Consider the following 26,249-nt stretch of genomic DNA (forward strand, 5'->3'; position numbering starts at 1 on the left):
CCGGCCTACGGTTTTATGTAGGCCCGGTAAGCGTCAGCGCCACCGGGCATTGAGTTAGAGACCATCACGATTCACTGCACGTTTCAGGAACCATCGCCCATGACACAGACGTTAAGCCAGCTTGAGAACAGCGGCGCTTTCATTGAACGCCACATCGGACCGGACGCCGCGCAGCAGCAAGAGATGCTGAATGCGGTTGGCGCCGAGTCGTTAAACGCGCTGATCGGCCAGATTGTGCCGAAAGACATTCAGCTCGCAACCCCGCCACAGGTGGGCGAGGCGGCGACCGAATACGCTGCGCTGGCTGAATTAAAAGCCATCGCCGGGCGTAACAAGCGCTTCACGTCCTACATTGGCATGGGCTACACCGCCGTGCAGTTGCCACCGGTTATTCTGCGTAACATGCTGGAAAACCCTGGCTGGTACACCGCATATACGCCGTATCAGCCGGAAGTCTCCCAGGGGCGTCTGGAAGCTCTGCTGAACTTCCAACAGGTCACACTGGACCTGACGGGGCTGGATATGGCTTCCGCTTCTCTGCTGGATGAAGCCACTGCGGCTGCTGAAGCCATGGCGATGGCCAAACGTGTCAGCAAACTGAAAAATGCCAACCGTTTCTTTGTGGCGGCTGATGTTCACCCGCAAACGCTGGACGTGGTTCGCACCCGTGCAGAAACCTTTGGCTTTGACGTCATTGTTGATGACGCGGCGAAAGCACTGGATCACCAGGATGTGTTTGGCGTGCTGTTGCAGCAGGTTGGCACCACCGGTGAAGTGCACGACTACAGCAAACTGATTGCCGAGCTGAAATCCCGTAAAGTTGTGGTCAGTGTCGCTGCCGACTTTATGGCGCTGGTACTGCTGACTGCACCGGGCAAACAGGGCGCGGATATTGTTTTCGGCTCTGCGCAACGCTTCGGCGTACCGATGGGTTACGGCGGCCCACACGCGGCATTCTTCGCCGCTAAAGACGAATTCAAACGCTCCATGCCAGGCCGTATTATCGGCGTATCGAAAGATGCGGCGGGCAATACCGCACTGCGCATGGCGATGCAGACTCGCGAGCAGCATATCCGCCGTGAGAAAGCGAACTCCAACATTTGTACCTCGCAGGTTCTGCTGGCCAACATCGCCAGCCTGTATGCCGTTTATCATGGTCCGGTTGGCCTGAAACGTATTGCTAATCGCATCCACCGCCTGACTGATATTCTGGCGGCCGGTCTGCAGCAGAAAGGGCTGAAGCTGCGCCATGCGCACTACTTCGACACTCTGTGTGTTGAAGTGGCCGACAAAGCGGCTGTTCTGGCGCGTGCCGAAGCGGCAGAAATCAACCTGCGTAGCGATATCCATAACGCGGTAGGTATTACGCTCGATGAAACCACCACCCGTGAAAACGTGGTGCAGTTGTTCAATGTTCTGCTGGGCGACAGCCACGGTTTGAATATCGATACGCTGGATAAAGATGTGGCGCTCGACAGCCGTTCCATTCAGGACAGCATGCTGCGTGACGATGCGATCCTCAGCCATCCGGTGTTTAATCGCTATCACAGTGAAACCGAGATGATGCGCTACATGCACTCGCTGGAGCGCAAAGATCTGGCGCTGAACCAGGCAATGATCCCGCTGGGTTCTTGCACCATGAAGCTGAACGCTGCCGCCGAGATGATCCCTATCACCTGGCCGGAATTCGCTGAACTTCACCCGTTCTGCCCGCCAGAGCAGGCAGAAGGTTATCACCAGATGATCGGCCAGCTTTCCGAGTGGCTGGTAAAACTGACCGGTTATGACGCCGTCTGCATGCAGCCGAACTCCGGCGCGCAGGGCGAGTATGCGGGTCTGCTGGCGATTCGTCACTATCACGAAAGCCGTAACGAAGGCCATCGCGATATCTGTCTGATCCCGGCTTCTGCCCACGGTACCAACCCAGCATCCGCACAGATGGCGGGGATGCAGGTTGTGGTTGTCGCGTGTGATAAGAACGGCAACATCGACCTGGACGATCTGCGAGCAAAAGCAGAACAACATGCTGCGAATCTCTCCTGCATCATGGTGACCTATCCGTCTACTCACGGCGTGTATGAAGAAACGATCCGTGAAGTGTGCGACGTTGTACACCAGTTTGGCGGTCAGGTTTACCTTGATGGCGCGAACATGAACGCTCAGGTTGGGATCACCACGCCGGGCTTTATCGGCGCAGATGTCTCGCACCTCAACCTGCATAAAACATTCTGCATTCCGCACGGCGGCGGCGGCCCAGGTATGGGACCGATCGGCGTCAAATCACATCTGGCACCGTTCGTACCGGGTCACAGCGTAGTGCAGATTGAAGGAATGCTCACCCGTCAGGGCGCAGTTTCAGCGGCGCCGTTCGGTAGCGCATCCATTCTGCCAATCAGCTGGATGTACATCCGTATGATGGGTGCAGAAGGTCTGAAGCAGGCAAGCCAGGTGGCTATCCTTAACGCTAACTACATTGCCAGCCGTCTGAAAGATGCTTATCCGGTACTGTATACCGGTCGCGACGGTCGCGTGGCGCATGAATGTATTCTCGACATTCGCCCACTGAAAGAAGAGACCGGCATCAGCGAACTGGATATTGCCAAGCGTCTGATCGATTACGGTTTCCATGCGCCGACTATGTCATTCCCGGTCGCGGGTACCCTGATGGTTGAACCGACTGAATCTGAAAGCAAAGTGGAACTTGATCGCTTTATCAATGCGATGCTGGCAATCCGCGCTGAAATCGATCGCGTGAAAGCCGGTGAATGGTCACTGGAAGATAACCCGCTGGTTAACTCACCGCACACGCAAAACGAGCTGGTCGCGGAGTGGAATCACGGTTATAGCCGCGAAATCGCCGTCTTCCCGGCTGGTGTGGCGAACAAATACTGGCCGACCGTGAAACGCCTTGATGATGTTTACGGTGACCGTAACCTGTTCTGCTCCTGCGTGCCGATGAGCGAATATCAGTAACTTTTCCGCGCAGTAAAGCTTTTGTAGGCCGGGTAAGGCGAAGTCGCCTCCCGGCTTTTTCATATCTGGAGGTATCCATGGGAATCGCACTGGTTACTGGCGGCAGTCGCGGCATCGGGCGGGCAACCGCGCTGCAGTTAGCGCAAGAGGGTTACACGGTTGCGGTTAACTTTCATCACAATATCCGTGCGGCAACGGAGGTGGTGAATACTATTGTCGCTGCCGGGGGAAAGGCGTTTGCTCTACGGGCTGATATCAGCGATGAAAGCCAGGTTGTGGCAATGTTTGAATCTATTGACCGTGAAGGTGAACCACTGACTGCGTTAGTGAATAATGCCGGGATTTTGTTTGAACAGAGCACGGTGGAAAGCCTAACCGCCGAAAGAATTAACCGCGTGCTGGCGACCAATGTTACCGGCTATTTTTTGTGTTGTCGGGAAGCGGTAAAGCGCATGTCGTTCAAACACGGAGGGCCAGGCGGGGCGATTGTGAATGTCTCTTCGGCGGCATCGCGGCTTGGTGCGCCATTCGAATATGTTGATTACGCGGCCTCAAAAGGCGCGGTGGACACGCTCACCACCGGCCTTGCGCTGGAGGTTGCGGCGCAAGGGATCCGCGTAAACTGCGTGCGACCTGGTCTTATCTACACTGAAATGCACGCTTCAGGCGGCGAGCCGGGAAGGGTCGATCGCGTGAAATCGATGTTGCCTATGCAGCGCGGAGGACAACCGGAGGAGGTCGCGCAGGCGATTACCTGGCTGCTGAGCGAGAAGGCGTCGTACGTAACGGGCAGTTTTCTGGAGCTGGCTGGCGGGAAGTAGGATTTAATCGCCGGATGGCGCTATGCTTATCCGGCCTACGGGAATTTAATCTGTAGGCTGTATAAGGCGTTTACGCCGCCATCCGGCAAAAAATCAAAGTTTCTCGCCGTTGCTGGCAATCACCTCTTTGTACCAGTTAAAACTTTTCTTGCGTGAACGCGACATATCGCCGGTGCCGTCGTCGTGTTTGTTCACGTAGATAAAGCCGTAACGTTTGCTGTACTGACCGGTGGTGAACGAGACACAGTCGATGCAGCCCCACGGCGTGTAGCCCATCAGGTCTACGCCATCATAGGTTACCGCTTTCATCATCTCTTCAACGTGGGCGCGCAAATAGTCGATGCGATAGTCGTCGTTGATGCTGCCGTCTTCTTCCACTTTGTCGTAGGCACCAAATCCGTTTTCTACGATAAATAGCGGTTTCTGATAGCGCTCATACAGTTCACATAAGGCGTAACGCAGACCGACCGGATCAATCTGCCAGCCCCAGTCGGACGCTTTTACGTGCGGGTTCGGTACGCTGCCCTCAAAACCAGAAATGGCATCGCCGCTGCCGCCTTCCGCTTTTACCGCGTTGGTCATGTAGTAACTGAATCCGAGATAGTCACAGGTGCCTTCACGCAGGATTTGCTTATCTCCGGCTTCCATTCGGATGTTGAATTCGCGGCGTTCCCACTCGTTCAGTACATATGATGGATAGTAGCCGCGCAGTTGAACGTCGGTGAAAACGTAGCGCTCACGCATCGATTCCTGCGCGAACATCACATCTTCAGGCTTACAGGAGAACGGGTAAAGTGGCACCATCGCCAGCATGCAGCCGACTTTCATTTCCGGGTTAATGCGGCGTGCGGCTTTCACTGCCAGAGCGCTGGCCACGAACTGGTGATGCAGCACCTGGTACATGGTTTCTTCCGGGTTTTCATGCTCGGTATACACCACGCCGGAGCAGCAATAACCAAACAGCGGTGCGCGCCAGTTGCGCTGGTTGTTGATCTCGTTAAAGGTCATCCAGTATTTGACCTTGTGCTTGTAGCGCTCAAAAACGACTTCAGCAAATCGGACAAAGAAATCGACGACTTTACGATTGGTCCAGCTACCGTACTGTTGAACAAGGTGCAGCGGCATTTCAAAGTGTGAAAGGGTGATGACCGGTTCGATGTTGTACTTCAGCAGTTCATCGAACATGTCGTCGTAGAACTTTAGCCCTTCTTCATTCGGCTGGCTTTCATCCCCTTTGGGGAAGATACGCGTCCAGGCGATTGAGGTACGGAAGCATTTGAAGCCCATCTCGGCAAACAGCTTAATGTCTTCTTTGTAATGACCGTAAAAATCGACGGCTTCGTGGTTGGGGTAGTACTTACCGGGCACAACTTCCTGAGTGATTTCTCGCGGAACGCCGTGCGCACCACCGGTCAGTACATCGCAAATACTGGGGCCTTTGCCACCTTTGTTCCAGCCGCCTTCAACCTGGTGCGCCGCAACCGCGCCGCCCCATAAAAAATCTTTTGGTAAGGTAAGTTTTTTCATCTGCGCTCAGTCTCAAATTAATACAATCTGATTTTGAGTCTAACAAAGGAAAGATAAATGTCACGATATAACAAAATAGCGCTAATGTGATTTGTTACATCCAAAAAACAGATTGTTTTTTTACGCTATTCTTTTCGCCAGCTTGCGGCCGAGTGACTCCAGAATATAAATAACAGGGATCTGTGTGGTTATATCGTATACCCCGGCAATGCGCGTCTGTGGAACGTGCCAGGAGAGATTAAAGTCAGCCAATTTGGCCAGCCGCGAATGTTCATGACTGGTGACAGACAGGACCTTACAGTTATGCAGGCTGAACTGGCTGGCAAAACGCAGGATCTCTTCTGTTTCACCGGAAACGGAAAGCACGATCGCCAGCGCGTTTCTGGCCATGTCATTCGTTACCGGGAAATAAGGATCATCAATGTGATTACTGAATTTTCCAACGTTTGAGAAAAAACGTGCGCCATATTTGGCTAAGGCTCCGGATGTTCCCGCTCCGACGAATATAATACGTTCGGAAGATAATATAATATCAACAGCCTGATCGAGCAGATTATCGAACTCATCGTTATTAACGCCTTTAAAGAAGCTGATAATTTCGCTGGCACCGAAATTAGCCTGTTGCGGTTCATTCTGCTCTAAATATAATTTGAAGCGCACGCGAAATTCTGAGTAACCTTCACACTTAAGCTTGCGGCAAAAGCGCAGTACGGTGGTAGTGGAAACACCCACGGCATCGGCCAGTTCGCGAATGGTCATGTACATGACTTTGTCACGGTTTTTGATGACATAGTTGTAGACCAGCATCTCAAGATTGTTGAGACTGGCGATGGCAGCGTGGGAGAACATACTCACAATGGCAAAACTCACTCATCAGACTTCATCTACAGGGAATAATAACATGCAGCCAAATGACATCACTTTTTTTCAGCGTTTCCAGGATGACATTCTGGCCGGACGCAAGACCATCACTATCCGTGACGAGTCTGAATCACACTTCAAAGCCGGGGACATTTTACGGGTTGGGCGCTTCGAAGATGACGGTTACTTCTGCACGATTGAGGTTGTTGGCACCTCAACCGTCACGCTGGATACGCTGACGGATAAACATGCCCAGCAGGAAAATATGACGCTTGAAGAACTTAAACATGTCATTGCCGAGATTTACCCGGATCAGACGCAATTTTATGTGATTGATTTTAAATGTCTTTGATTTTAATGGTACGCATGTTAGCTGAAATTTAAAAACTAACACCATGATTTTTATTGATAAATATTTATCTGTTAATTATTTTAGCTAACAGGTGTTCACTGGAACCATTCTCAGTTACGCTAGAGGAGCAATCACGATAGTGTTCGTTTCTCGGGAGTAAGTTATGGTTCAGAAGCCATTAATCGCGCAGGGATATTCGCTGGCAGAGGAAATAGCCAACAGCATCAGTCACGGTATCGGGCTGGTGTTTGGGATTGTCGGACTGGTGTTGTTGCTGGTTCAGGCAGTGGATACCAATGCCAGCGCTATGGCGATTACCAGCTATAGCCTGTACGGCGGCAGCATGATCCTGCTGTTCCTCGCCTCAACCTTGTATCACGCGATCCCCCATCAGAGAGCGAAAGTCTGGCTGAAAAAGTTCGACCACTGTGCGATTTATCTGCTGATTGCCGGGACCTACACGCCATTTCTGCTGGTGGGGCTTGATTCGCCGCTGGCACGTGGACTTATGATTGTTATCTGGAGCCTGGCGCTGATCGGTATTTTATTCAAACTGACCATCGCACACCGGTTTAAAATTCTGTCGCTGGTGACTTACCTGACAATGGGCTGGCTTTCGCTGATTGTGGTGTATCAACTGGCGGTGAAGTTGGCGGCGGGAGGCGTGACGTTGCTGGCTGTTGGCGGTGTGGTGTATTCGCTGGGCGTAATTTTCTACGTCTGTAAGCGTATTCCTTATAACCATGCGATCTGGCACGGTTTTGTGCTGGGCGGCAGCGTTTGCCACTTCCTGGCGATCTATCTGTACGTGGGGCAACACGCATAGATTCAGTGCAACCCCGGGGGCGGCGTAAACGCCTCGCCCGGGCTGTATTTTGTTGGCCGGACGAGGCAATGCCGCAATCCGGCGGCCTGTGCCGAATTGCCTAATGGCGCTGCGCTTATCAGGCCTACCAATTACTCTTCGTCTAACGAATATGGCAGCGGTACGATACGCAGCGTTTTTGCGTCGTCACGAACGCGGAACACGCTGTCGGCCTCCATGTCGTTATTCATCACAACCTGCACCAGTACCTGACCATCGGCCAGTTGTACTGCAGCAAGTACGGTACCAGTACGACGCCAGTTCTCGCCCATTTTTAATTCAAGGTCTTCGCCAGCTTCCGGTACTCGACCGGCGGCACCCGCCAAAGTCCACATGGCGCGTTTGTTGGCTCCGCGGAATTTTGCACGAGCCACCATTTCCTGACCGGTGTAGCAGCCTTTTTTAAAGCTGATCCCGCCCAGAGCCTGCAGATTGGTAGCCTGTGGAATAAACTGTGCACTGTTGGCTGTATCAATAACGGGGATACCCGCTTCGATATCCAGCGCCAGCCACTGCTGGCTGTTATTTAACTCAGCTTCGCCACGCAGCTTTTCAACCAAGGTTTCTGCTGTGGTGACATCAACGATCAGCAGAAAACGTTCGGCAGGGTGTTCGAACCACAATACCGTGGAGGCACCTTCGGTAATGACCTGCTTATCACTGTTCGGTAATTCGCTAAAGAGATTGGCCAGCGCTGCACGTGCCTGGAATCCCGCTACGCCCAGCAAGACGCGCTCGTCGTCTGGGGCGATCGCCACCTTCGAGAAGACCGCGTATTTTTTCAGCTCAGTGAGCTGCGCATCACGCAGGCTACGGCGCTCAAGCCATGCAAAACCGTCACCCCGGCGGAACAGACGCAGGTTGCTCCACATTTTACCTTTGGCGTCACAATGTGCAGCCAACAGGTGCTGATGCTCGGTCATCTGGCTGACATCCGCCGTGACCTGACCCTGAATATACTTCTCACTGTCGACACCGGTGATGGTGGCGAGCGCCCAGTCATCGAGCGTCATTAGCGTCAGAGGTAAACGCGTTGACGCAAAAGGCTGGCGAGGAGGAAAAGATGTAAAAGCCATAATAATGTCCTGATTTGCTTAACGCAGTGATGATGACTAATGGTAAAAGAGCTATGGCCCATTGCAAGCGGTTTAAACAGGCTATTTGTGCCATATATTGTGCTTTGCGAGGAGACATCCAAAATTGGTGAATCCTTTGGCTTAATAAGGTTTTATTTAGCGAGCGAGCTTCAGTTTACTGATATTCCCGTAAAAAGAGCGGGAAAAACACGTTACAATAGCGGGATACTTCGTTTTCGCGAGACAGGGAGAAGAACATGGATATTAACAACAAAGCACGTATTCATTGGGCATGCCGCCGCGGTATGCGCGAGCTGGACATCTCGATCATGCCGTTTTTCGAACATGAATATGACAGCTTAAGTGACGAAGAAAAACGTATCTTTATCCGTCTGCTAGAATGTGATGATCCAGATTTATTTAACTGGTTGATGAATCATGGGAAACCAGCTGATGAGCAGCTGGAGCAGATGGTGCGACTTATCCAGACACGGAATCGGGAACGTGGTCCAGTGGCAATCTGATTTACGCGTATCATGGCGCGCGCAGTGGCTTTCACTGCTAATTCATGGGCTGGTCGCGGTGTTTATTTTATTGATGCCCTGGCCATTGAGCTACACCCCATTATGGCTGGTTTTGCTCTCTCTGGTGGTGTTCGATAGCGTTCGCAGTCAGCGTCGAATCAACGCCTGTCAGGGTGAGATTCGGCTATTGATGGATGGCCGTCTGCGCTGGCAAGGGCAAGAGTGGTCTATCGTTAGCGCCCCCTGGATGGTTAAAACAGGTATGATGCTACGCTTGCGATCTGATGCCGGAAAACGTCAACATTTGTGGCTGGCAGCAGACAGTATGGATGATGCAGAGTGGCGGGATTTACGGCGGTTGATGCTGCAAAAGGCGAAGCAAGGGTAACGCATGACACATGCCTGATGGCGCGCAGCTTGAAGGCCAACAGTTAGGTGCGTCATGCAGGCCGGATAAGGCATTTACGCCGTCATCCGGCAAATCGGTTATCAGGACCAGTGCTCGGCCATTTCCCCAAGAATTTGCTCGCACCAGGCCTGAATGCGTTCATCGCTGAGATCGTACTGGTTCGTCTCATCCAGCGCCAGGCCAACAAACAGCTGTCCATCAGCAATGACGGGTTTATCGCTGGTGAATTCGTAGCCTTCTGTGGGCCAGTAGCCGACAAACTTTACACCTTTGGTGATCAGTTTATCGTGCAGCATACCCAACGCATCCAGGAACCATTCGCCGTATCCCAACTGATCGCCCATACCGTAAAGCGCGACAATCTTGCCCTCCAGGTTGAGGTCGTCCAGTTGCTCCCAGACCGCTTCCCAGTCCTCCTGAATTTCACCGAAATCCCAGGTTGGGATGCCCAAAATGAGCACGTCATATTGCTCCATTAGGGTCGGAGAATCGTCTTTGAGGTTGTGCAGTGTCACCAGTTCGGGACCCAGGATATCGCGGATTTTTTCTGCTGCCATTTCGGTGTAGCAGGTGCTGGAACCGTAAAAAAGACCCATGTTCATGACGTAAACATCTCAATTCTGCTGTAGCGTTGCGGGTAGTGTAACAGAATCGCCGCATTCTCGGCACAATGAGGCATAATGCATCAAAAATGAGAGTGGAATAAGGGGCGCGAGTGGAACAGGATCTGGCGCGCATCGAGCAGTTTCTTGATGCCCTGTGGCTGGAACGAAATCTGGCGGAAAACACATTAAGTGCGTATCGTCGCGATCTGACCATGCTTGTGGAATGGTTACATCACCGCGGCGCTTCGCTTGCGACCGCGCAAAGTGATGATCTGCAAGCCTTGCTGGCTGAGCGGATGGATGGAGGGTATAAAGCCACCAGTTCCGCACGTTTGCTCAGTGCGACGCGACGTTTTTTTCAGCATCTGTACCGCGAAAAATATCGCGAAGATGACCCCAGCGCCTCGCTTGCATCACCTAAACTTCCGCAGCGCCTGCCTAAAGATCTCAGCGAAGCGCAGGTTGAGCGGCTGCTACAAGCGCCGCTTATTGAGCAACCGCTGGAGCTACGCGACAAAGCCATGCTGGAAGTGCTGTATGCAACAGGCCTGCGCGTGTCTGAACTGGTAGGACTGACGATGAGTGACGTCAGCCTGCGTCAGGGTGTGGTACGGGTGATCGGTAAAGGTAACAAAGAGCGCCTTGTCCCGTTGGGTGAGGAGGCTGTGTACTGGCTGGAAACTTACCTGGAGCATGGGCGTCCATGGTTGCTCAACGGCGTATCGATTGATGTGCTGTTTCCTAGTCAGCGGGCGCAACAGATGACCCGTCAGACCTTCTGGCATCGTATCAAACACTATGCTGTGTTGGCGGGAATCGACAGCGAAAAGCTGTCACCGCACGTCCTGCGGCACGCGTTTGCCACGCATCTGCTCAACCATGGCGCAGACCTGCGCGTGGTGCAGATGCTACTGGGGCATAGCGATCTCTCGACAACGCAGATTTATACTCATGTCGCAACGGAGCGCTTGCGGCAACTACATCAACAGCATCACCCGCGAGCGTGAGTGCTGACAGGATAGGATAGGCTATGAAAAAACGTTTTATGATGTTCACCCTTCTGGCGACGGCGTTTTCCGGCATGGTACATGCAGACGACGCGGCAATTCGTCAGTCATTAGCAAAGCTGGGTGTGCAGAGCACCGAGATTCAACCTGCTCCGGTTGCGGGCATGAAAACCGTACTGACCAATAGCGGCGTGCTGTACGTAACTGAAGACGGTAAACATATTATTCAGGGACCGATGTACGACGTGAGCGGCGCAAGTCCGGTGAATGTCACCAACCAACTGCTGATGAAGCATCTGAACGCGCTGGAAAAAGAGATGATCATCTACAAAGCGCCGCAGGAAAAACACGTCATTACCGTTTTCACCGACATCACTTGTGGTTACTGCCACAAGCTGCATGAAGAGATGAAAGATTACAATGCGTTGGGGATCACCGTTCGTTATCTGGCCTTCCCACGTCAGGGGCTGGACAGCCAGGCTGAGCAGGACATGAAGTCTATCTGGTGTGCTAAGGACAAAAACAAAGCCTTTGATGATGCGATGGCAGGCAAGGGCGTGAAAGCGGCGACCTGTGATGTGGATATCGCTAACCACTATGCGCTGGGCGTACAGTTTGGCGTCAGCGGTACACCGGCGATTGTGCTGAGCAATGGCTATGTCGTACCTGGTTATCAGGGCCCGAAAGAGATGAAAGAATTCCTCGACGCACATGCAAAACAGACCAGCGGTAAATAATTCGCGTGAAACAACAGATACAACTTCGTCGGCGTGAAGCCGACGAGACAGCCGAGCTGCCTGATGACTTGCCGCCATTGTTGCGTCGTTTATACGCCAGCCGCGGTGTACGTAGCGCGCAGGAGCTTGAGCGTAGCGTCAAAGGAATGCTGCCGTGGCAGCATTTAAACGGTGTCGAAAAGGCGGTTGAGATCCTCTACAACGCCTTTCGTGCGGGAACTCGCATCATCGTTGTTGGCGATTTCGATGCCGATGGCGCGACCAGCACGGCGCTAAGCATCCTGGCGATGCGCGCGTTGGGCTGCAGTAACGTTGACTACCTGGTGCCAAATCGTTTTGAGGACGGTTATGGTTTAAGCCCGGAAGTCGTTGATCAGGCCCATGCCCGTGGTGCTCAGCTGATTGTCACCGTAGACAACGGCATCTCGTCTCACGCGGGTGTCGAACATGCCAGAACGTTGGGGATCCCGGTCGTTGTGACCGATCACCACCTGCCAGGGGATACGCTGCCGGGCGCAGAGGCGATCATCAATCCTAACCTGCACGACTGTGAGTTCCCGTCGAAATCGCTGGCAGGCGTTGGTGTAGCCTTCTATCTGATGCTGGCGCTGCGCACTTTCCTGCGTGATAAAGGCTGGTTTGATGAGCGAGGCATTGCACCGCCGAACCTGGCGGATTTGCTCGATCTGGTTGCGCTTGGCACGGTGGCGGACGTGGTCCCGCTGGATGCCAATAACCGCATTCTGACGTGGCAAGGCTTAAGCCGTATCCGCGCCGGAAAATGCCGCCCAGGTATTAAAGCTCTGCTGGAGATTTCCAATCGCGACCCCCTAAAGCTGGCAGCCAGTGATTTAGGTTTTGCCCTCGGGCCACGGCTGAATGCGGCGGGGCGTCTGGACGATATGTCCGTTGGCGTAGCGCTGTTGCTGTGCGACAACATTGGTGAAGCGCGCGTGCTGGCCAATGAGCTGGACGCACTCAACCAAACGCGCAAAGAAATTGAGCAGGGTATGCAGGCAGAAGCGCTGACCCTGTGTGAAAAGCTGGAACGCAGTAGCGATACGCTTCCGGGCGGTCTGGCGATGTTTCACCCCGAGTGGCATCAGGGCGTTGTGGGGATTCTGGCATCGCGTATTAAAGAGCGATTCCATCGCCCGGTGATAGCATTTGCCCCGGCAGGTGACGGTACTCTCAAAGGCTCCGGGCGTTCGATTCAGGGGCTGCACATGCGCGATGCGCTGGAGCGCCTGGACACCCTTTATCCGGGCATGATCCTCAAGTTTGGCGGTCACGCCATGGCTGCGGGCTTATCGCTTGAAGAGGCACAGTTTGAGCTTTTCCAGCAGCGTTTTGGTGAACTGGTAACCGAGTGGTTGGATCCCGCCTTACTGCAAGGTGAAGTGGTGTCGGATGGCCCACTAAACGCGTCGGAGATGACCATGGAAGTCGCACAGATGCTGCGCGATGCCGGACCGTGGGGACAAATGTTCCCGGAACCGCTGTTTGACGGACATTTCCGTTTGCTACAGCAGCGTCTGGTCGGTGAGCGTCATCTGAAGGTGATGGTCGAGCCTGTTGGCGGCGGCCCACTGCTGGACGGTATTGCGTTTAACGTCGATACCACCTGCTGGCCGGACAACGGCGTGCGCGAAGTTCAGCTTGCCTACAAACTGGATATTAACGAGTTTCGCGGCAACCGTAGTTTGCAGATTATAATCGACAATATCTGGCCACTTTAGCGTCACTAATCGCTATAAAAAAGGGCGTGGATTAGTTACAATCCCGCTCTTATCACCGCATTTTGACTAGTCCAATAAAAGAAATCAGACAATGTTTGAAATTAATCCGGTAAATAACCGCATTCAGGACCTCACGGAGCGCTCTGACGTTCTTAGGGGGTATCTTTGACTATGATGCCAAGAAAGAGCGTCTGGAAGAAGTAAACGCCGAGCTGGAACAGCCGGACGTATGGAACGAACCCGAACGCGCGCAGGCGCTGGGTAAAGAGCGTTCTTCTCTTGAAGCCATCGTTGATACGCTCGATCAGATGAGCCAGGGCCTGGAAGATGTCTCCGGCCTGCTGGAACTGGCTGTAGAAGCCGACGACGAAGAAACCTTTAACGAAGCCGTAGCAGAACTCGACACGCTGGAAGATAAGCTGGCCCAGCTGGAATTCCGTCGTATGTTCTCCGGTGAATATGACAGCGCAGATTGCTATCTCGATATTCAGGCAGGTTCTGGCGGTACGGAAGCGCAGGACTGGGCAAGCATGCTGATGCGCATGTATCTGCGTTGGGCTGAAGCGCGCGGCTTTAAGACTGAAATTATTGAAGAGTCTGAAGGTGAAGTGGCGGGTATTAAATCCGTAACCATCAGAATTGCTGGCGAATATGCGTACGGTTGGCTGCGTACTGAAACCGGCGTACACCGTCTGGTTCGTAAGAGTCCGTTCGACTCCGGCGGACGTCGCCATACGTCGTTCAGTTCTGCGTTTGTTTATCCGGAAGTTGATGATGATATTGATATCGATATCAACCCGGCGGATCTGCGTATTGACGTTTACCGTGCCTCCGGTGCGGGTGGTCAGCACGTTAACCGTACGGAATCTGCGGTGCGTATTACCCACATCCCGACTGGGATTGTGACGCAGTGTCAGAACGACCGTTCCCAGCACAAGAACAAAGACCAGGCCATGAAGCAGATGAAAGCGAAGCTTTATGAACTGGAAATGCAGAAGAAGAATGCCGAGAAACAGGCGATGGAAGACAACAAGTCAGATATCGGCTGGGGTAGCCAGATTCGTTCTTATGTCCTTGATGACTCCCGCATCAAAGATCTGCGTACCGGGGTTGAAACCCGTAACACGCAGGCGGTGCTGGATGGCAGCCTGGATCAATTTATCGAAGCAAGTTTGAAAGCAGGGTTATGAGGAACCAACATGTCTGAACAACACGTACAGGGCGCTGACGCGGTAGCCGACCTTAACAATGAACTGAAAACGCGCCGTGAGAAGCTGGCGAGCCTGCGTGAGCAGGGGATCCCGTTCCCGAACGATTTCCGTCGCGATCATACCTCAGACCAACTGCATGCTGACTTCGACGCGAAAGAAAACGAAGAGCTGGAAGCGCTGAACATTGAGGTATCCGTTGCTGGCCGTATGATGACCCGTCGTATTATGGGTAAAGCATCATTCGTTACGCTGCAGGACGTTGGCGGCCGTATTCAGCTGTACGTTGCTCGCGATGACCTGCCGGAAGGCGTCTACAACGAGCAGTTCAAAAAATGGGATCTGGGCGATATCCTCGGCGCGAAAGGTAAGTTGTTCAAGACCAAGACCGGTGAGTTGTCTATTCACTGCACCGAACTGCGTCTGCTGACCAAAGCGCTGCGCCCGCTGCCGGACAAATTCCACGGTCTGCAGGATCAGGAAGCGCGCTATCGTCAACGTTACCTGGATCTCATCTCTAACGATGAATCCCGCAATACCTTTAAAGTGCGTTCACAAATTATGGCTGGCATCCGTCAGTTCATGGTGGGTCGCGGCTTTATGGAAGTGGAAACCCCGATGATGCAGGTGATCCCTGGCGGTGCCGCTGCGCGTCCGTTCATCACCCATCATAACGCGCTGGATCTGGATATGTACCTGCGTATTGCGCCGGAACTGTACCTCAAGCGTCTGGTGGTTGGCGGCTTCGAACGCGTGTTCGAAATTAACCGTAACTTCCGTAACGAAGGCATCTCTGTTCGCCATAACCCAGAGTTCACCATGATGGAACTCTACATGGCTTATGCGGACTACAAAGATCTGATCGAACTGACCGAATCGCTGTTCCGTACGCTGGCGCAGAACGTTCTGGGAACGACTGAAGTGCCTTATGGTGAAGAAGTCTTCGACTTCGGTAAGCCGTTCGAAAAACTGACCATGCGCGAAGCGATTCAGAAATACCGTCCGGAAACCAACATGGCCGATCTGGATAACTTCGACTCTGCAAAAGCGATTGCTGAATCTATCGGCATCAAAGTTGAGAAGAGCTGGGGTCTGGGCCGTATCGTGACCGAGATCTTTGAAGAAGTTGCGGAAGCGCACCTGATTCAACCGACCTTCATTACCGAGTACCCGGCAGAAGTTTCTCCGCTGGCGCGTCGTAATGACGAAAACCCGGAAATCACTGACCGCTTCGAATTCTTCATCGGCGGACGTGAAATCGGTAACGGTTTCAGCGAGCTGAACGACGCGGAAGATCAGGCGCAGCGCTTCCAGGATCAGGTTAACGCTAAAGATGCGGGTGATGACGAAGCAATGTTCTATGACGAAGACTACGTTACCGCTCTGGAACACGGTCTGCCGCCGACTGCGGGTCTGGGCATTGGTATCGACCGTATGGTTATGCTGTTCACCAACAGCCATACCATCCGCGACGTGATCCTGTTCCCGGCGATGCGCCCGGTTAAGTAAGATGTGAAATGCCGGATGGCGGCTGACGCCTTATCCGACCTACGATTCGTTATGTAGGCCAGATAAGCGTAGCGCCATCAGGCAATAATTTGTTGGCAGTAATTCCGCAACAGCGCACGCGCTTCTTTGTCTGCAACCTGCATTACCATCCACGGGCTAAAAGCCCACGGCGTCGCGTCAATCCCGCTTAAGACATCCTCAAGACTGCTCCACTGGCAATCCATCACTTCATCTGGGTTTAGCTGTAGCGGACTCACGATATGTGCGGCATAAACCGGGCACACTTCGTTTTCAACTATTCCCCTCGGGTCTGTAGCGCGATAACGAAAGTCAGCGTATACGGGGCTGAGCAAGTCGATGTCTGCACCCAGTTCGAAGCGAGCCCGGCGAACAATAGCGGCTTCGTGGGTTTCACCCAGTTGCGGGTGACCGCAGACAGAGTTGGTCCAGACACCTGGCCAGGCTTTTTTGTGCAGCGAGCGGCGGGTGACCAGCAGTTGGCCCTGCTCGTTAAATATCCAGCACGAGAAAGCGGAATGCAGGGGAGTTGTGGCGGTATGCGCCGCATATTTTTCCAGCGTTCCGCAGGGTTGGTCCTGCTCATTCAATAAAATGACATGTTCCTGTCGCATAGCGTCCACCATCAATCTTAAGCACCCATATTATATGCTTAATTAAGTCAGATTGATTAACAGAGGGTGTGAAATGCCAGAGCCGACGGTTCGTTGCGCGATATGATTTGGCATCCGGTGTCTGGCTGCTATGATAAAGCGTCTGAAAATGTTGCGAGGTATTGTTTTGAGTGCAGGACGCCTGAAGAAAAATGGCCTGGGTATCGTGATGTTGCTTTGTGTCGGTCTGCTGTTAGCAGGGTGTTCCGGGAGCAAGTCGTCTGATACAGGAAGTTATTCCGGCTCCGTGTATACCGTGAAGCGGGGGGATACGCTATACCGTATTTCGCGCGCTACCGGGACCAGCGTGAAAGAGATCGCCCGCCTGAATAATATTTCACCGCCCTATACCATTGAAGTAGGGCAAAAACTGAAGGTCAGCGGTGGCGCGAAAACCAGTTCTAACTCTGGCAAAACAACCAAGAAATCCTCAACCAAAACGGCAGCTGTCAGACCGTCTTCGTCCGTACCGCAGTCTTCCTGGCCTCCGGTAGGGCAACGTTGCTGGCTGTGGCCTGCCAGCGGTAAGGTGATCCTGCCTTATTCAACCGCGGACGGCGGCAACAAGGGCATTGATATCTCGGCTGCGCGCGGTACACCGATTTATGCCGCCGGCGCCGGGAAGGTGGTTTACGTCGGTAATCAGCTACGGGGCTATGGTAATCTCATCATGATTAAGCACAGTGAGGACTACATCACTGCGTATGCGCATAATGACACCATGCTGGTGAACAACGGTCAAAACGTGAAGGCCGGGCAGAAAATCGCAACGATGGGCAGCTCGGATGCGACTACGGTGCGGCTGCATTTCCAAATCCGCTACCGGGCGACAGCTATCGATCCGCTGCGTTATTTGCCGCCGCAGGGCAGTAAGCCAAAATGCTGACGGTGAATTAATCGCCAGTCAGTCGGTTAGTCCCTTGCCAAGAAGAGCGTAAGGTTTATAATCCCTTACGCACTTCGATGCGGGCGTAGTTCAATGGTAGAACGAGAGCTTCCCAAGCTCTATACGAGGGTTCGATTCCCTTCGCCCGCTCCAAGACTCTCTCCCTGTAGTTAATCCTTAAAAACGTTAGATAGCGACACCGGAATCCGGTGGCAGCGTGCTGTTACCTTCACCCAGATTACGTTGTAGCAATACCGTGTCGAGCCATAGCCCATGTTTGAAGCCAATGTTTTTCAGTGTGCCGATTTGCGTAAATCCGGCCTGCTGATGGACTTTTAACGATCCCTGATTATTGCTGTCGCCGACGATGGCAATCAGTTGCCGATAACCCTGTGCTTCAGCCCAGCCAATCACATGACGCAGTAAGGCTTTTCCTACACCCTGACGCTGAGCCGTTGGAGCAATATAAATCGAATCCTCAAGGGTATAGCGGTAGGCATAGCGCTCGCGGTAGCGGGTGAGGTAGCAATACCCGATGACCTTATCTTCCTGCAGAGCGACGACCCACGGCAGCCCGAGGCTGCGGATTTTTTCCAGACGAGCAAGCATCTCGTGTGCATCCGGCGGGTCGGTTTCAAAGCTGCCGGTACCGTGAAGAACATGATGTGCATAGATATCGCGTATGGCGGGGATGTGCTTTTCTTCTGCATTAACGATTTTCATTGACCGGCTCCCATTGGCGTCTTTGCCCAGATTACCTGAAAGTCTGAGGGGAAGGTAAGTGCAAAAAATTATGCTTCTATCAGTTGCTTGTAATGCAAATAAGCTTGCATATTGTAAGGGGAAATAATTGATTGTGGTTGATATTGTCAATAGTACGCAAGGTTGGTAAATATATTAACAGGTAGAGTAATACACAATTATTCACGCACGTATTTGATTGAGTTTCCAAATACCAATTATGGTAGGTTTCGAAAAATGATAAATAAAGTTGTTTGATTTCAACGCATTGTTACTGTATCTAATTCTTCTTGCGCCTGTACCCTTATTTTCATTTCATTGGCCCTGTTTGAGCCCTAAAAATTAAGTTATATTTTGTTGTTAGCAGAGAGCCTATTATCAGATTTTTCTCTATTCACCTCTCAAAATAGTTACCATGCAAACAGTTGCGCGGTGTAGCTATGCTAACCAGCAATAGTAAGCATCGTCACATGATGTCACCGGGCAAACTTTGTTTAAATTCAGAATTCAATCCCAAGAGTATTAGGATTATTTAGTCTAAAATACTTTTTTGCCTAAGACTTTTCTTATTGCGTAGCCACGAACTACATGGAGTGATAAAATTCCCGAGTTTATGCCTCCTGTCCAACGATTAGAGGACGCGGTGCGGGTAGTCAATAAGACGAAAGAATTAATTGCTTCATAACCCTATTACGAAATAAGCGGCAGTGCATCTTACATGGTCGGCAACTGTCAGGGATTGATCGTAACTTATTGAAAACGCTTATTTTTACTCTGATGTAAGATATAAGGGCAGATATGTTCAGTATGCGTCGACATGCCAACTTCATTAAACGTTTTAAGTCTGTAAGCTGTTTATTTACGGCAAGCATTCTTTTCCCTATGCAAATCTCTGCTGCGGTATCAGATTATGATGCTTTGGTTATTGAAGCGCGGGGGGGGAATAGTGCGCCACTATTGCGCTACCTTGAGGATCAGGGAAAGAAAAGTGCGCTAACGCCAAATCAGGTTGCCGACTGGCTGCAAGTTTCTGGTTGGGTTGAGAACAACGATAAAACAACCATTCAAATCTGGCAGCGGTATCGTGGGCAGATGGATGTGCCTGCGCGCGGCAAAGTCGCCGCTGCACGTGCGTACCGTAACCAGAAAAACTGGAATGATTCATTGGCAGTGTGGGAAAGCGTTTTACAGGAAGAGCCTGATAACGTGGATGTACGCACCGGCTGGATAATGACGTTGGCGGATGCGCGCTACAACCAACAAGCCCTTACTGAAGCGAATAAATGGGCGCAGGCGCATCCGGGCGCAGACTCCGACGCACTGCTTGCCTACGTATATCATTCTCAGGGGAAAAACTGGGATGCACTGTTGGTTGCCAGCCAGGCGGATGATGTTGATCCAGGCAACAAAAATGCAAAATCCACGCTGCTATCTGCGCTGTCGGCGAACCGCGTTTCCGGACCCGCTTTAAATATGGCGGAGGTCGTTCCCACTGCTGATCCAGTGAAGCGCCGTCTTGAGCTTGATGCGGCGGCTGAAATGGTACGCTCCTCCTATACGTCCGCACGTAATGAAGAAGAACGGTTTATCGTGGCCGATAAAGCGCTGGCCCGTTATGACCAGTTGCTGGCGGCCTGGAAAGATGAGCCGTCTGCGCAGAATGATGTCCGTCGGGCGAGAATTGACCGTATGGGTGCCTTGTTGGTGCGTAAGCGTACTGCCGAAGTGATTGATGAGTATGAGTCCCTTTCTGCAAGCGGCGAAGTACCAAACTATGCAAAACGCTGGGTGGCATCAGCATGGTTAAGCGAACGTCAGCCGGAAAAAACCGAAGCGATGCTGGCGAGCATTTACTACCCGAATGGACCTATCCCGGTGACGCCGCTCAGTCCTGAGGATCAACAAGATCTGTTCTACGCGCACATTGATAATGAAAACTTCGATGCTGCCAAAAAACAAGTTGATGATTTGATCAAAGAGAGTCCGTATTTGCGGCGTATCTATGGCTCGCCAACGCCGCAGCCTAACGATAACTGGCTGCTCGGACAGTCGCTACTGACGCAATATCATATCGCTGCCAATGAACTGCCAGAGGCAGAAAAGCTCGCAGAGCATCTGGCACGAACAGGCTCTGGTAACCAGGGATTGCGCATATCTTATGCCTCTGTGCTTGAAGCGCGTGGATTGCCGCATGCGGCGGAGAAAGAGCTTAAGCTGGCGGAAGTCATTGAGCCAAGCAACCTGGAGCTGGAACGTCAGCAGGCTTACGTTGCACTGGATCTTCAGGAGTGGAAACAGGCAGATGAACTGACGGATGACGTTATTGCCCGTAGCCCGGATGATGAAGCGACGCTGCGCCTCGCGCGTATTCGTGATGTCCACAAAATGTCGGAAGTGCGCATTAGCGGTACGCAGGGGATCTCGTCCGATAGCCCGGTCAGCGGTAAGAATGACTTCAACATCAACACGGCTATTTACAGTCCGCCAATTAATGACAACTGGCGACTGTTTACCGGATTCAACTTTGCTACCGGTGAATTTGAGGAAGGGAAGGGCATCAGCCGCGATCTGGCGGCGGGGGCTGAATGGACTTCCCGTGATTACTGGGCGGAAATGGAAGTGTCAGGCCGAAATTATGGCGATGGTCAGAAGATTGGCGGGCGTCTATCCGGCTGGCATGACTTTAATGACAACTGGCGCGTTGGTGGGTCGGCCGAACGCCTCTCTCGCAATACCCCGTTGCGCGCGCTGCGTAGTGGCGTGTATGCCAACGGCGGCGATATGTTTGTTCGCTGGTATCAAAACGAACGACGTGAATATCAACTGTCGTTTGCCGCATCACATTTCTCGGACGGTAACGATCGCATCGAATATGGACTCAGCGGAAAAGAGCGCATGTGGACCACGCCGCGCTTCACGCTGGACTTTACGCCGGGTATCGGCGGGAGCACCAACACCAAAGAGAATGTGCCGTATTACAACCCGAAGAGTGATTTTTCCGTTGTCCCTGGCTTGAGCGCGGAGCAGGTTCTTTACCGCCACTATGATACCGTCTGGACGCAGCAAGGCCTGGCAGGCGTAGGTGGCTACTGGCAGCAAGGTGAAGATGCAGGTGCTATTGTCCAGGTGGGATACGGCCAACGGCTTAAATGGAACAACGTCGTAGATGGCGGGGTGATGCTGATTTGGGATAAACGCCCCTATGACGGTAAACGTGAGCGGAATATCTCCCTCGCTTTCGATTTAAATGTCAGGTTTTAAGGATTGTTCATGCTGAAAAGATGCCTGTGGCTTAGCGCATTAATCGCTGGCTGGTTGATGATTACCGCGTGCAGCAGCGCGCACAATACAACGCCTCGCTATGTTCCTCCCGCAGAGAGAACGCCGCTGACGGCGGATCATCCGTGGCCGAAAAATAGCTTTCTGGTGCTCGGCTACCATGATGTGGAGGATGGTGCAGCCGACCAGCGCTACCTCTCTGTGCGTACCAGCGCGTTGAGCGATCAAATGGCCTGGCTGCGTGATAATGGCTATCAGCCGATCAGCGTGCAGCAAATTCTGGACGCCCATGACGGTAAAATTGTACTGCCGGAAAAAGCGGTATTACTCACCTTTGACGACGGATATAGCAGTTTTTATACCCGCGTCTGGCCATTGCTGAAAGCCTATAACTGGCCTGCGCTATGGGCGCCTGTAGGCAGTTGGGTTGATGCGCCAGCCAACAAAAAAGTCGATTTTGGCGGCTTAATGACCGCGCGAGACAAATTCGCCACCTGGAAAATGGTCGAAGAAATGGGCAAGTCGCCGTTGGTAGAAGTCGGTGCGCACACCTGGAACTCGCACTTTGGCGCTGAGGCCAACCCGCAGGGGAGTAAAGAGCCCGCTGTGGCGAACCGCCTGTATGATAAGAAAACCGGCACTTACGAAACGGACGAACAGTACACGCGACGTATAAACACGGATATCTCTCTGATCACTAACAAGATCAAAGCGGTGACCGGCAAATCGCCGCGCGCGTGGGTATGGCCTTACGGCGCAGCCAACGGTACAACGTTAAACTTGGCCAAAGAGCATGGCTATAAGATGGCCTTTACGCTTAATGAAGGGTTGGCAAATGCCGCGTTTCTCGATGATATTCCGCGCGTGCTGATTTCTGATAACCCATCCCTTAAGCGCTTTGCCAGTCAGGTCGCTCAGGTCCGTGAACCACAGACGATGCGCGTGATGCATGTCGATCTGGATTACGTGTATGACAAAGACCCTGCTCAGCAGAAGCGAAATATCGATAAGCTGATCCAGCGCGTTTATGACATGCGTATTTCTCATGTCTTCCTGCAAGCGTACGCCGATCCGCAGGGCGATGGGAATATTCGCGAACTCTATTTCCCCAACCGCTGGCTGCCGATGCGTGCCGATCTCTTTAACTATATCTCCTGGCAGTTACAAACGCGGGCAGGGGTGACGGTGTATGCCTGGATGCCGGTTCTGGCTTTCGATCTCGACGCGTCCATTCCACGCGTAACCGCATGGGATCCGAAAACGGGACGCACTGCTATCAATCACGAGAACTATGTTCGTCTCTCGCCCTGGGACAGCGAAGCGCGCAAACGCATCACTGAAATCTATGAAGACCTGGCGAAGCACGCCAGCTTTAAAGGTATTTTGTTCCATGACGATGCTTTCCTGACGGATTTTGAAGATGCGTCACCGGAGGCGTTAGCCGCCTACCGTGCCGCAGGGCTTCCGGGCAGTATCGAGCAAATACGTAATAATCCTCAGGCGTTCGAGCGCTGGACTCGCCTGAAAAGTAAGATGCTGATTGACTTCACCAAACAACTGACCCGGACGGTGCGTAATATTCGCGGTCCACAGGTGCAAACTGCGCGCAATATTTACGCCATGCCGGTACTGGAGCCTGAAAGTGAAGCCTGGTTTGCACAAAACCTGAATGATTTCCTCAATACCTATGACTGGACGGCGCCGATGGCGATGCCATTCATGGAACAGATCCCGGCCAATGATGCCAACGCATGGCTTGACCGACTGGTGAATGCCGTTGCACAAACCCCTGGGGCGCTGGATAAAACCGTGTTTGAACTGCAGGCACGAGACTGGCGTAAATCCGGGGATCAGGCTGAAATCAGCGGAAAACAAATAGCCGAATGGATGCGCCAGCTGAAATTAAGCGGTGCAGGTAACTACGGCTATTACCCGGATGATTTCATCAGCGACAAACCTGAGATGTCAGAGATTCGCTCGACGTTCTCCTCATACTGGTATCCGCAAAAATGACCGATCGCATTATTGCTTTCCTGATACTTTGCCTGATGTTCAGCCTGCCGTTTGGCGTGGCTGTCATCTTCACAGGTGAAGTGATGTTGAACTTCGTCTTCTTCTGGCCTTTGTTCATGTCTGCTTTGTGGATAAGCGGCGGGGTCTATTTCTGGTTTTACCGTGAACGTCACTGGAAATGGGGAGATGACACGCCACCACCGACCCTGCCGGGGAATCCACTGGTGTCCATTCTGATCCCCTGTTTTAACGAAGGGATCAACGCGCGTGAAACCATTGAGGCAGCACTGGCACAGCGATATAAGAATATCGAAGTGATCGCCATCAACGATGGCTCGACGGATGACACTCACGACGTGCTGGAACAACTGGCAGTGGAATACCCCAGCCTGCGGGTGATTCATCTGGCTGAAAACCAGGGTAAAGCGCTGGCGCTCAAGACCGGTGCAGCCGCTGCGCGCAGTGATTACCTGGTGTGCATTGATGGCGATGCGTTACTGGATCGTGATGCCGTTGCCTATATTGTGGCTCCTCTGATCCAGTTCCCGCGCGTTGGTGCAGTGACGGGGAACCCGCGTATTCGAACCCGCTCTACGTTAATCGGTCGTGTGCAGGTCGGTGAGTTCTCTTCCATTATCGGCTTAATTAAGCGTACTCAGCGAGTCTATGGGCAGATCTTTACCGTTTCCGGCGTAGTTGCGGCGTTTCGTCGTCGCGCGTTGGCCGAGGTCGGTTACTGGAGCCCGGACATGATCACCGAAGATATCGATATCAGCTGGAAGCTGCAATTGCGCCACTGGTCGGTATTCTTTGAGCCGCGCGCACTGTGCTGGATCCTGATGCCTGAAACATTAAAAGGGCTATGGAAGCAGCGTTTGCGCTGGGCGCAGGGTGGTGCAGAGGTGTTTATCGTTAACATGCGTCGTCTGTGGTCGTGGGAGTTCCGCCGCATGTGGCCGCTGTTTCTTGAGTTCTGTTTTTCTACCGCCTGGTCGTTTGCCTATGCGATCAGTATCGTGCTGTTCCTGTTAGGGCTGATGATCCCGATGCCGGACTCGCTGTATGTACAGCATCTGTTCCCGCCAGCCTTTACCGGACTTATTCTCGGTGTGGTCTGCTTAATACAGTTTGCGGTGAGTCTGATGATTGAACGACGCTATGAAAAAGGCATTGGCGCCTCGTTGTTCTGGATTATCTGGTTCCCGGTGGTGTACTGGATGCTAAGCCTGTTCACTACGCTGGTGGCTTTCCCGAAAGTGATGCTTAAACGCAAACGCGGCAGGGCGCGCTGGGTGAGTCCTGACCGTGGAATTGGGAGGATCGAATCATGAACCAGCCACTGATCTTCACGGAGCGGCGTTTGCTGCCGCGCATCATCGATGTGTTGTTGACGGCCATCGCATGGGTTGGATTTATCTATTTGATCTATAAAGGGCTGATCACAGCCCTGGCGCATTCACCGTATATGGGTGTGCGACCCTTTTTCACCACGCTGGATACGGTCACGTTTTATATCCTTGTCGCCCTGGTCAACGGCCTGGTGCTGATTGGCTGGGCGAAGTACAACCAGTTTCGTTTTCGGGTCGAACGCCGCAGTCGCAGACCCGGGCTTGAAGACCATGAGCTGGCAGAAAGTTTGCGTATTACCCGGGAGCTGGTTACGGAACTGAACAAGGCGAGGGTGCTGACGGTCCACCATCATGAGAATGGCGAAATCAGTCATATCGATGTGGACAGGGATATTGCCGATAACCGCCTCCCGCCGCCGACGCCTGCGATGCTGGAGTATTTGCCGCCAGAGCCGCAGCCGTCGATACAGAAAAAGCCTGAATGATATTTCTGCTTTCAGCCGCTTCCTTCAGCCTCGCATAGGTCTATGATTAGACCCAGACAATAAAAAAATGCGAGGCAATGTCGTGGATAAGGAACTACTGGATGCAGGTTACCGGGCCTATACCGGCGAGAAGATTGACGTCTACTTCAACACGGCGATGTGTCAGCATTCGGGCAATTGCGTGCGGGGAAGCGCGAAGCTGTTTAACCTGAAACGTAAACCGTGGATTATTCCGGATGAAGTGGACGTTGCCACGGTCATCAAGGTCATCGATACCTGTCCGAGCGGTGCGCTGAAATATCGCCAAAAATGAGTGAGGGAAGCATGGAAATTCTTGCAGGCCATAACAAGTTTTATGTCAATGATGCTGAGGGCAACCAGGTTGCCGAGATTGTTTTCGTGCCGACGGGCGAGCATCTGAGCATCATTGAACATACCGATGTTGATCCCAGCCTGAAAGGTCAGGGCGTCGGCAAACAGCTGGTGGCGAAAGTGGTAGAGAAGATGCGCGCTGAAAACCGCAAAGTTATTCCGCTGTGCCCGTTTGCCAAACATGAATTTGATAAAACCCGCGAGTACGACGATATCCGCGCCTGATTATCTTATATGCAC

The 26,249-nt window shown here is 52.6% G+C and carries 24 protein-coding genes and 1 tRNA gene; 19 read left to right on the forward strand and 6 right to left on the reverse strand.

Annotated elements, in window-relative coordinates; all coding sequences use genetic code 11:
• Window positions 1-99 precede the first annotated feature (99 nt).
• Window positions 100-2,973: an aminomethyl-transferring glycine dehydrogenase gene (gcvP, locus tag OGX96_RS14815; RefSeq protein WP_003825499.1), complete on the forward strand. Its 2,874-nt coding sequence runs from the start codon at window positions 100-102 to the stop codon at window positions 2,971-2,973.
• 77 nt (window positions 2,974-3,050) lie between these two features.
• A complete protein-coding gene (locus OGX96_RS14820; RefSeq protein ID WP_149334914.1) occupies window positions 3,051-3,794 on the forward strand; it encodes an SDR family oxidoreductase in 744 nt (247 codons plus the stop codon).
• Between the two features lie 93 nt (window positions 3,795-3,887).
• Here the strand turns inward: OGX96_RS14820 and bglA are convergent, their stop codons facing one another.
• The gene (gene bglA, locus OGX96_RS14825) at window positions 3,888-5,321 is read right to left on the reverse strand and encodes a 6-phospho-beta-glucosidase BglA (protein WP_198801773.1); all 1,434 of its coding nucleotides are present in this window, start codon (window positions 5,319-5,321) and stop codon (window positions 3,888-3,890) included.
• A 120-nt stretch (window positions 5,322-5,441) separates the two neighbouring features.
• Entirely contained in the window at window positions 5,442-6,170 is a 729-nt protein-coding gene (locus tag OGX96_RS14830) for a MurR/RpiR family transcriptional regulator (RefSeq protein ID WP_008785744.1), read from the reverse strand.
• A gap of 52 nt (window positions 6,171-6,222) precedes the next feature.
• Here OGX96_RS14830 and yqfB point away from each other — a divergent pair, with 52 nt between their 5' ends.
• Window positions 6,223-6,534, forward strand: coding sequence for a N(4)-acetylcytidine aminohydrolase (yqfB, locus tag OGX96_RS14835; RefSeq protein WP_048225466.1), 312 nt, complete (start codon window positions 6,223-6,225; stop codon window positions 6,532-6,534).
• Window positions 6,535-6,697: 163 nt separating this feature from the next.
• A complete protein-coding gene (trhA, locus tag OGX96_RS14840) occupies window positions 6,698-7,360 on the forward strand; it encodes a PAQR family membrane homeostasis protein TrhA (RefSeq protein WP_071445549.1) in 663 nt (220 codons plus the stop codon).
• 131 nt (window positions 7,361-7,491) lie between these two features.
• Here trhA and ygfZ read toward each other — a convergent pair whose 3' ends face one another.
• Window positions 7,492-8,475 (reverse strand): tRNA-modifying protein YgfZ, encoded by a 984-nt coding sequence (gene ygfZ, locus OGX96_RS14845; protein ID WP_286583505.1) that lies wholly within the window; start codon window positions 8,473-8,475, stop codon window positions 7,492-7,494.
• Window positions 8,476-8,732: 257 nt separating this feature from the next.
• Here ygfZ and sdhE point away from each other — a divergent pair, with 257 nt between their 5' ends.
• Window positions 8,733-8,999 (forward strand): FAD assembly factor SdhE, encoded by a 267-nt coding sequence (sdhE, locus tag OGX96_RS14850; RefSeq protein ID WP_003825514.1) that lies wholly within the window; start codon window positions 8,733-8,735, stop codon window positions 8,997-8,999.
• The gene (locus OGX96_RS14855) at window positions 8,980-9,387 is read left to right on the forward strand and encodes a protein YgfX (protein ID WP_003825515.1); all 408 of its coding nucleotides are present in this window, start codon (window positions 8,980-8,982) and stop codon (window positions 9,385-9,387) included. Before sdhE ends, OGX96_RS14855 begins: the two co-directional genes overlap by 20 nt.
• Before the next feature lie 101 nt (window positions 9,388-9,488).
• Here OGX96_RS14855 and fldB read toward each other — a convergent pair whose 3' ends face one another.
• The gene (fldB, locus tag OGX96_RS14860) at window positions 9,489-10,010 is read right to left on the reverse strand and encodes a flavodoxin FldB (RefSeq protein ID WP_003026933.1); all 522 of its coding nucleotides are present in this window, start codon (window positions 10,008-10,010) and stop codon (window positions 9,489-9,491) included.
• A gap of 113 nt (window positions 10,011-10,123) precedes the next feature.
• Between fldB and xerD the strand changes: the two genes are divergently transcribed.
• The 5 genes from xerD to lysS all read left to right on the forward strand — a co-directional run bounded on the left by xerD (window position 10,124) and on the right by lysS (window position 16,213).
• Window positions 10,124-11,020, forward strand: coding sequence for a site-specific tyrosine recombinase XerD (gene xerD / locus OGX96_RS14865; protein ID WP_003825519.1), 897 nt, complete (start codon window positions 10,124-10,126; stop codon window positions 11,018-11,020).
• A gap of 23 nt (window positions 11,021-11,043) precedes the next feature.
• Window positions 11,044-11,757 (forward strand): bifunctional protein-disulfide isomerase/oxidoreductase DsbC, encoded by a 714-nt coding sequence (gene dsbC / locus OGX96_RS14870; RefSeq protein WP_048225463.1) that lies wholly within the window; start codon window positions 11,044-11,046, stop codon window positions 11,755-11,757.
• A 5-nt stretch (window positions 11,758-11,762) separates the two neighbouring features.
• Window positions 11,763-13,496: a single-stranded-DNA-specific exonuclease RecJ gene (gene recJ / locus OGX96_RS14875; protein ID WP_198801774.1), complete on the forward strand. Its 1,734-nt coding sequence runs from the start codon at window positions 11,763-11,765 to the stop codon at window positions 13,494-13,496.
• A 91-nt stretch (window positions 13,497-13,587) separates the two neighbouring features.
• A protein-coding gene (prfB, locus tag OGX96_RS14880) for a peptide chain release factor 2 (protein WP_100194817.1) occupies window positions 13,588-14,686 on the forward strand; the annotation gives its coding sequence in 2 pieces (ribosomal slippage) (window positions 13,588-13,662 and window positions 13,664-14,686; 1,098 coding nt in all).
• 9 nt (window positions 14,687-14,695) lie between these two features.
• Entirely contained in the window at window positions 14,696-16,213 is a 1,518-nt protein-coding gene (lysS, locus tag OGX96_RS14885; protein WP_005123357.1) for a lysine--tRNA ligase, read from the forward strand.
• Window positions 16,214-16,290: 77 nt separating this feature from the next.
• Here lysS and idi read toward each other — a convergent pair whose 3' ends face one another.
• Entirely contained in the window at window positions 16,291-16,845 is a 555-nt protein-coding gene (gene idi, locus OGX96_RS14890) for an isopentenyl-diphosphate Delta-isomerase (protein WP_198801775.1), read from the reverse strand.
• Between the two features lie 166 nt (window positions 16,846-17,011).
• On the opposite strand from idi, the gene actS reads away from it, so the two are divergent.
• Both actS and OGX96_RS14900 read left to right on the forward strand, forming a co-directional pair.
• Window positions 17,012-17,770, forward strand: coding sequence for an amidase activator ActS (actS, locus tag OGX96_RS14895; RefSeq protein WP_020996306.1), 759 nt, complete (start codon window positions 17,012-17,014; stop codon window positions 17,768-17,770).
• A gap of 79 nt (window positions 17,771-17,849) precedes the next feature.
• Window positions 17,850-17,923 (forward strand) — tRNA-Gly (locus OGX96_RS14900).
• Window positions 17,924-17,956: 33 nt separating this feature from the next.
• On the opposite strand, the gene OGX96_RS14905 is transcribed toward OGX96_RS14900, so the two are convergent.
• Window positions 17,957-18,493, reverse strand: coding sequence for a GNAT family N-acetyltransferase (locus OGX96_RS14905; protein WP_057067440.1), 537 nt, complete (start codon window positions 18,491-18,493; stop codon window positions 17,957-17,959).
• Between the two features lie 816 nt (window positions 18,494-19,309).
• Between OGX96_RS14905 and pgaA the strand changes: the two genes are divergently transcribed.
• The 6 genes from pgaA (at window position 19,310) to OGX96_RS14935 (ending at window position 26,234) form a co-directional block, all read left to right on the forward strand.
• Window positions 19,310-21,772 (forward strand): poly-beta-1,6 N-acetyl-D-glucosamine export porin PgaA, encoded by a 2,463-nt coding sequence (pgaA, locus tag OGX96_RS14910; RefSeq protein ID WP_057067439.1) that lies wholly within the window; start codon window positions 19,310-19,312, stop codon window positions 21,770-21,772.
• A gap of 9 nt (window positions 21,773-21,781) precedes the next feature.
• Window positions 21,782-23,803, forward strand: coding sequence for a poly-beta-1,6-N-acetyl-D-glucosamine N-deacetylase PgaB (gene pgaB / locus OGX96_RS14915; protein ID WP_048215612.1), 2,022 nt, complete (start codon window positions 21,782-21,784; stop codon window positions 23,801-23,803).
• Window positions 23,800-25,134, forward strand: coding sequence for a poly-beta-1,6-N-acetyl-D-glucosamine synthase (gene pgaC / locus OGX96_RS14920; RefSeq protein WP_032944880.1), 1,335 nt, complete (start codon window positions 23,800-23,802; stop codon window positions 25,132-25,134). The genes pgaB and pgaC overlap by 4 nt, the downstream gene beginning before the upstream one ends.
• Complete coding sequence (gene pgaD, locus OGX96_RS14925) at window positions 25,131-25,637, forward strand: poly-beta-1,6-N-acetyl-D-glucosamine biosynthesis protein PgaD (RefSeq protein WP_003825542.1); 507 nt, start codon at window positions 25,131-25,133, stop codon at window positions 25,635-25,637. Before pgaC ends, pgaD begins: the two co-directional genes overlap by 4 nt.
• 82 nt (window positions 25,638-25,719) lie before the next feature.
• Window positions 25,720-25,950 (forward strand): 4Fe-4S mono-cluster protein YjdI, encoded by a 231-nt coding sequence (yjdI, locus tag OGX96_RS14930; RefSeq protein ID WP_003825544.1) that lies wholly within the window; start codon window positions 25,720-25,722, stop codon window positions 25,948-25,950.
• Between the two features lie 11 nt (window positions 25,951-25,961).
• On the forward strand, window positions 25,962-26,234 hold the full coding sequence (locus OGX96_RS14935) for a GNAT family N-acetyltransferase (RefSeq protein WP_003033869.1): 273 nt from the start codon (window positions 25,962-25,964) through the stop codon (window positions 26,232-26,234).
• Window positions 26,235-26,249 lie beyond the last annotated feature (15 nt).

The organism is Citrobacter sp. Cpo100, assembly GCF_030332595.1.
GTDB lineage: Bacteria > Pseudomonadota > Gammaproteobacteria > Enterobacterales > Enterobacteriaceae > Citrobacter > Citrobacter portucalensis.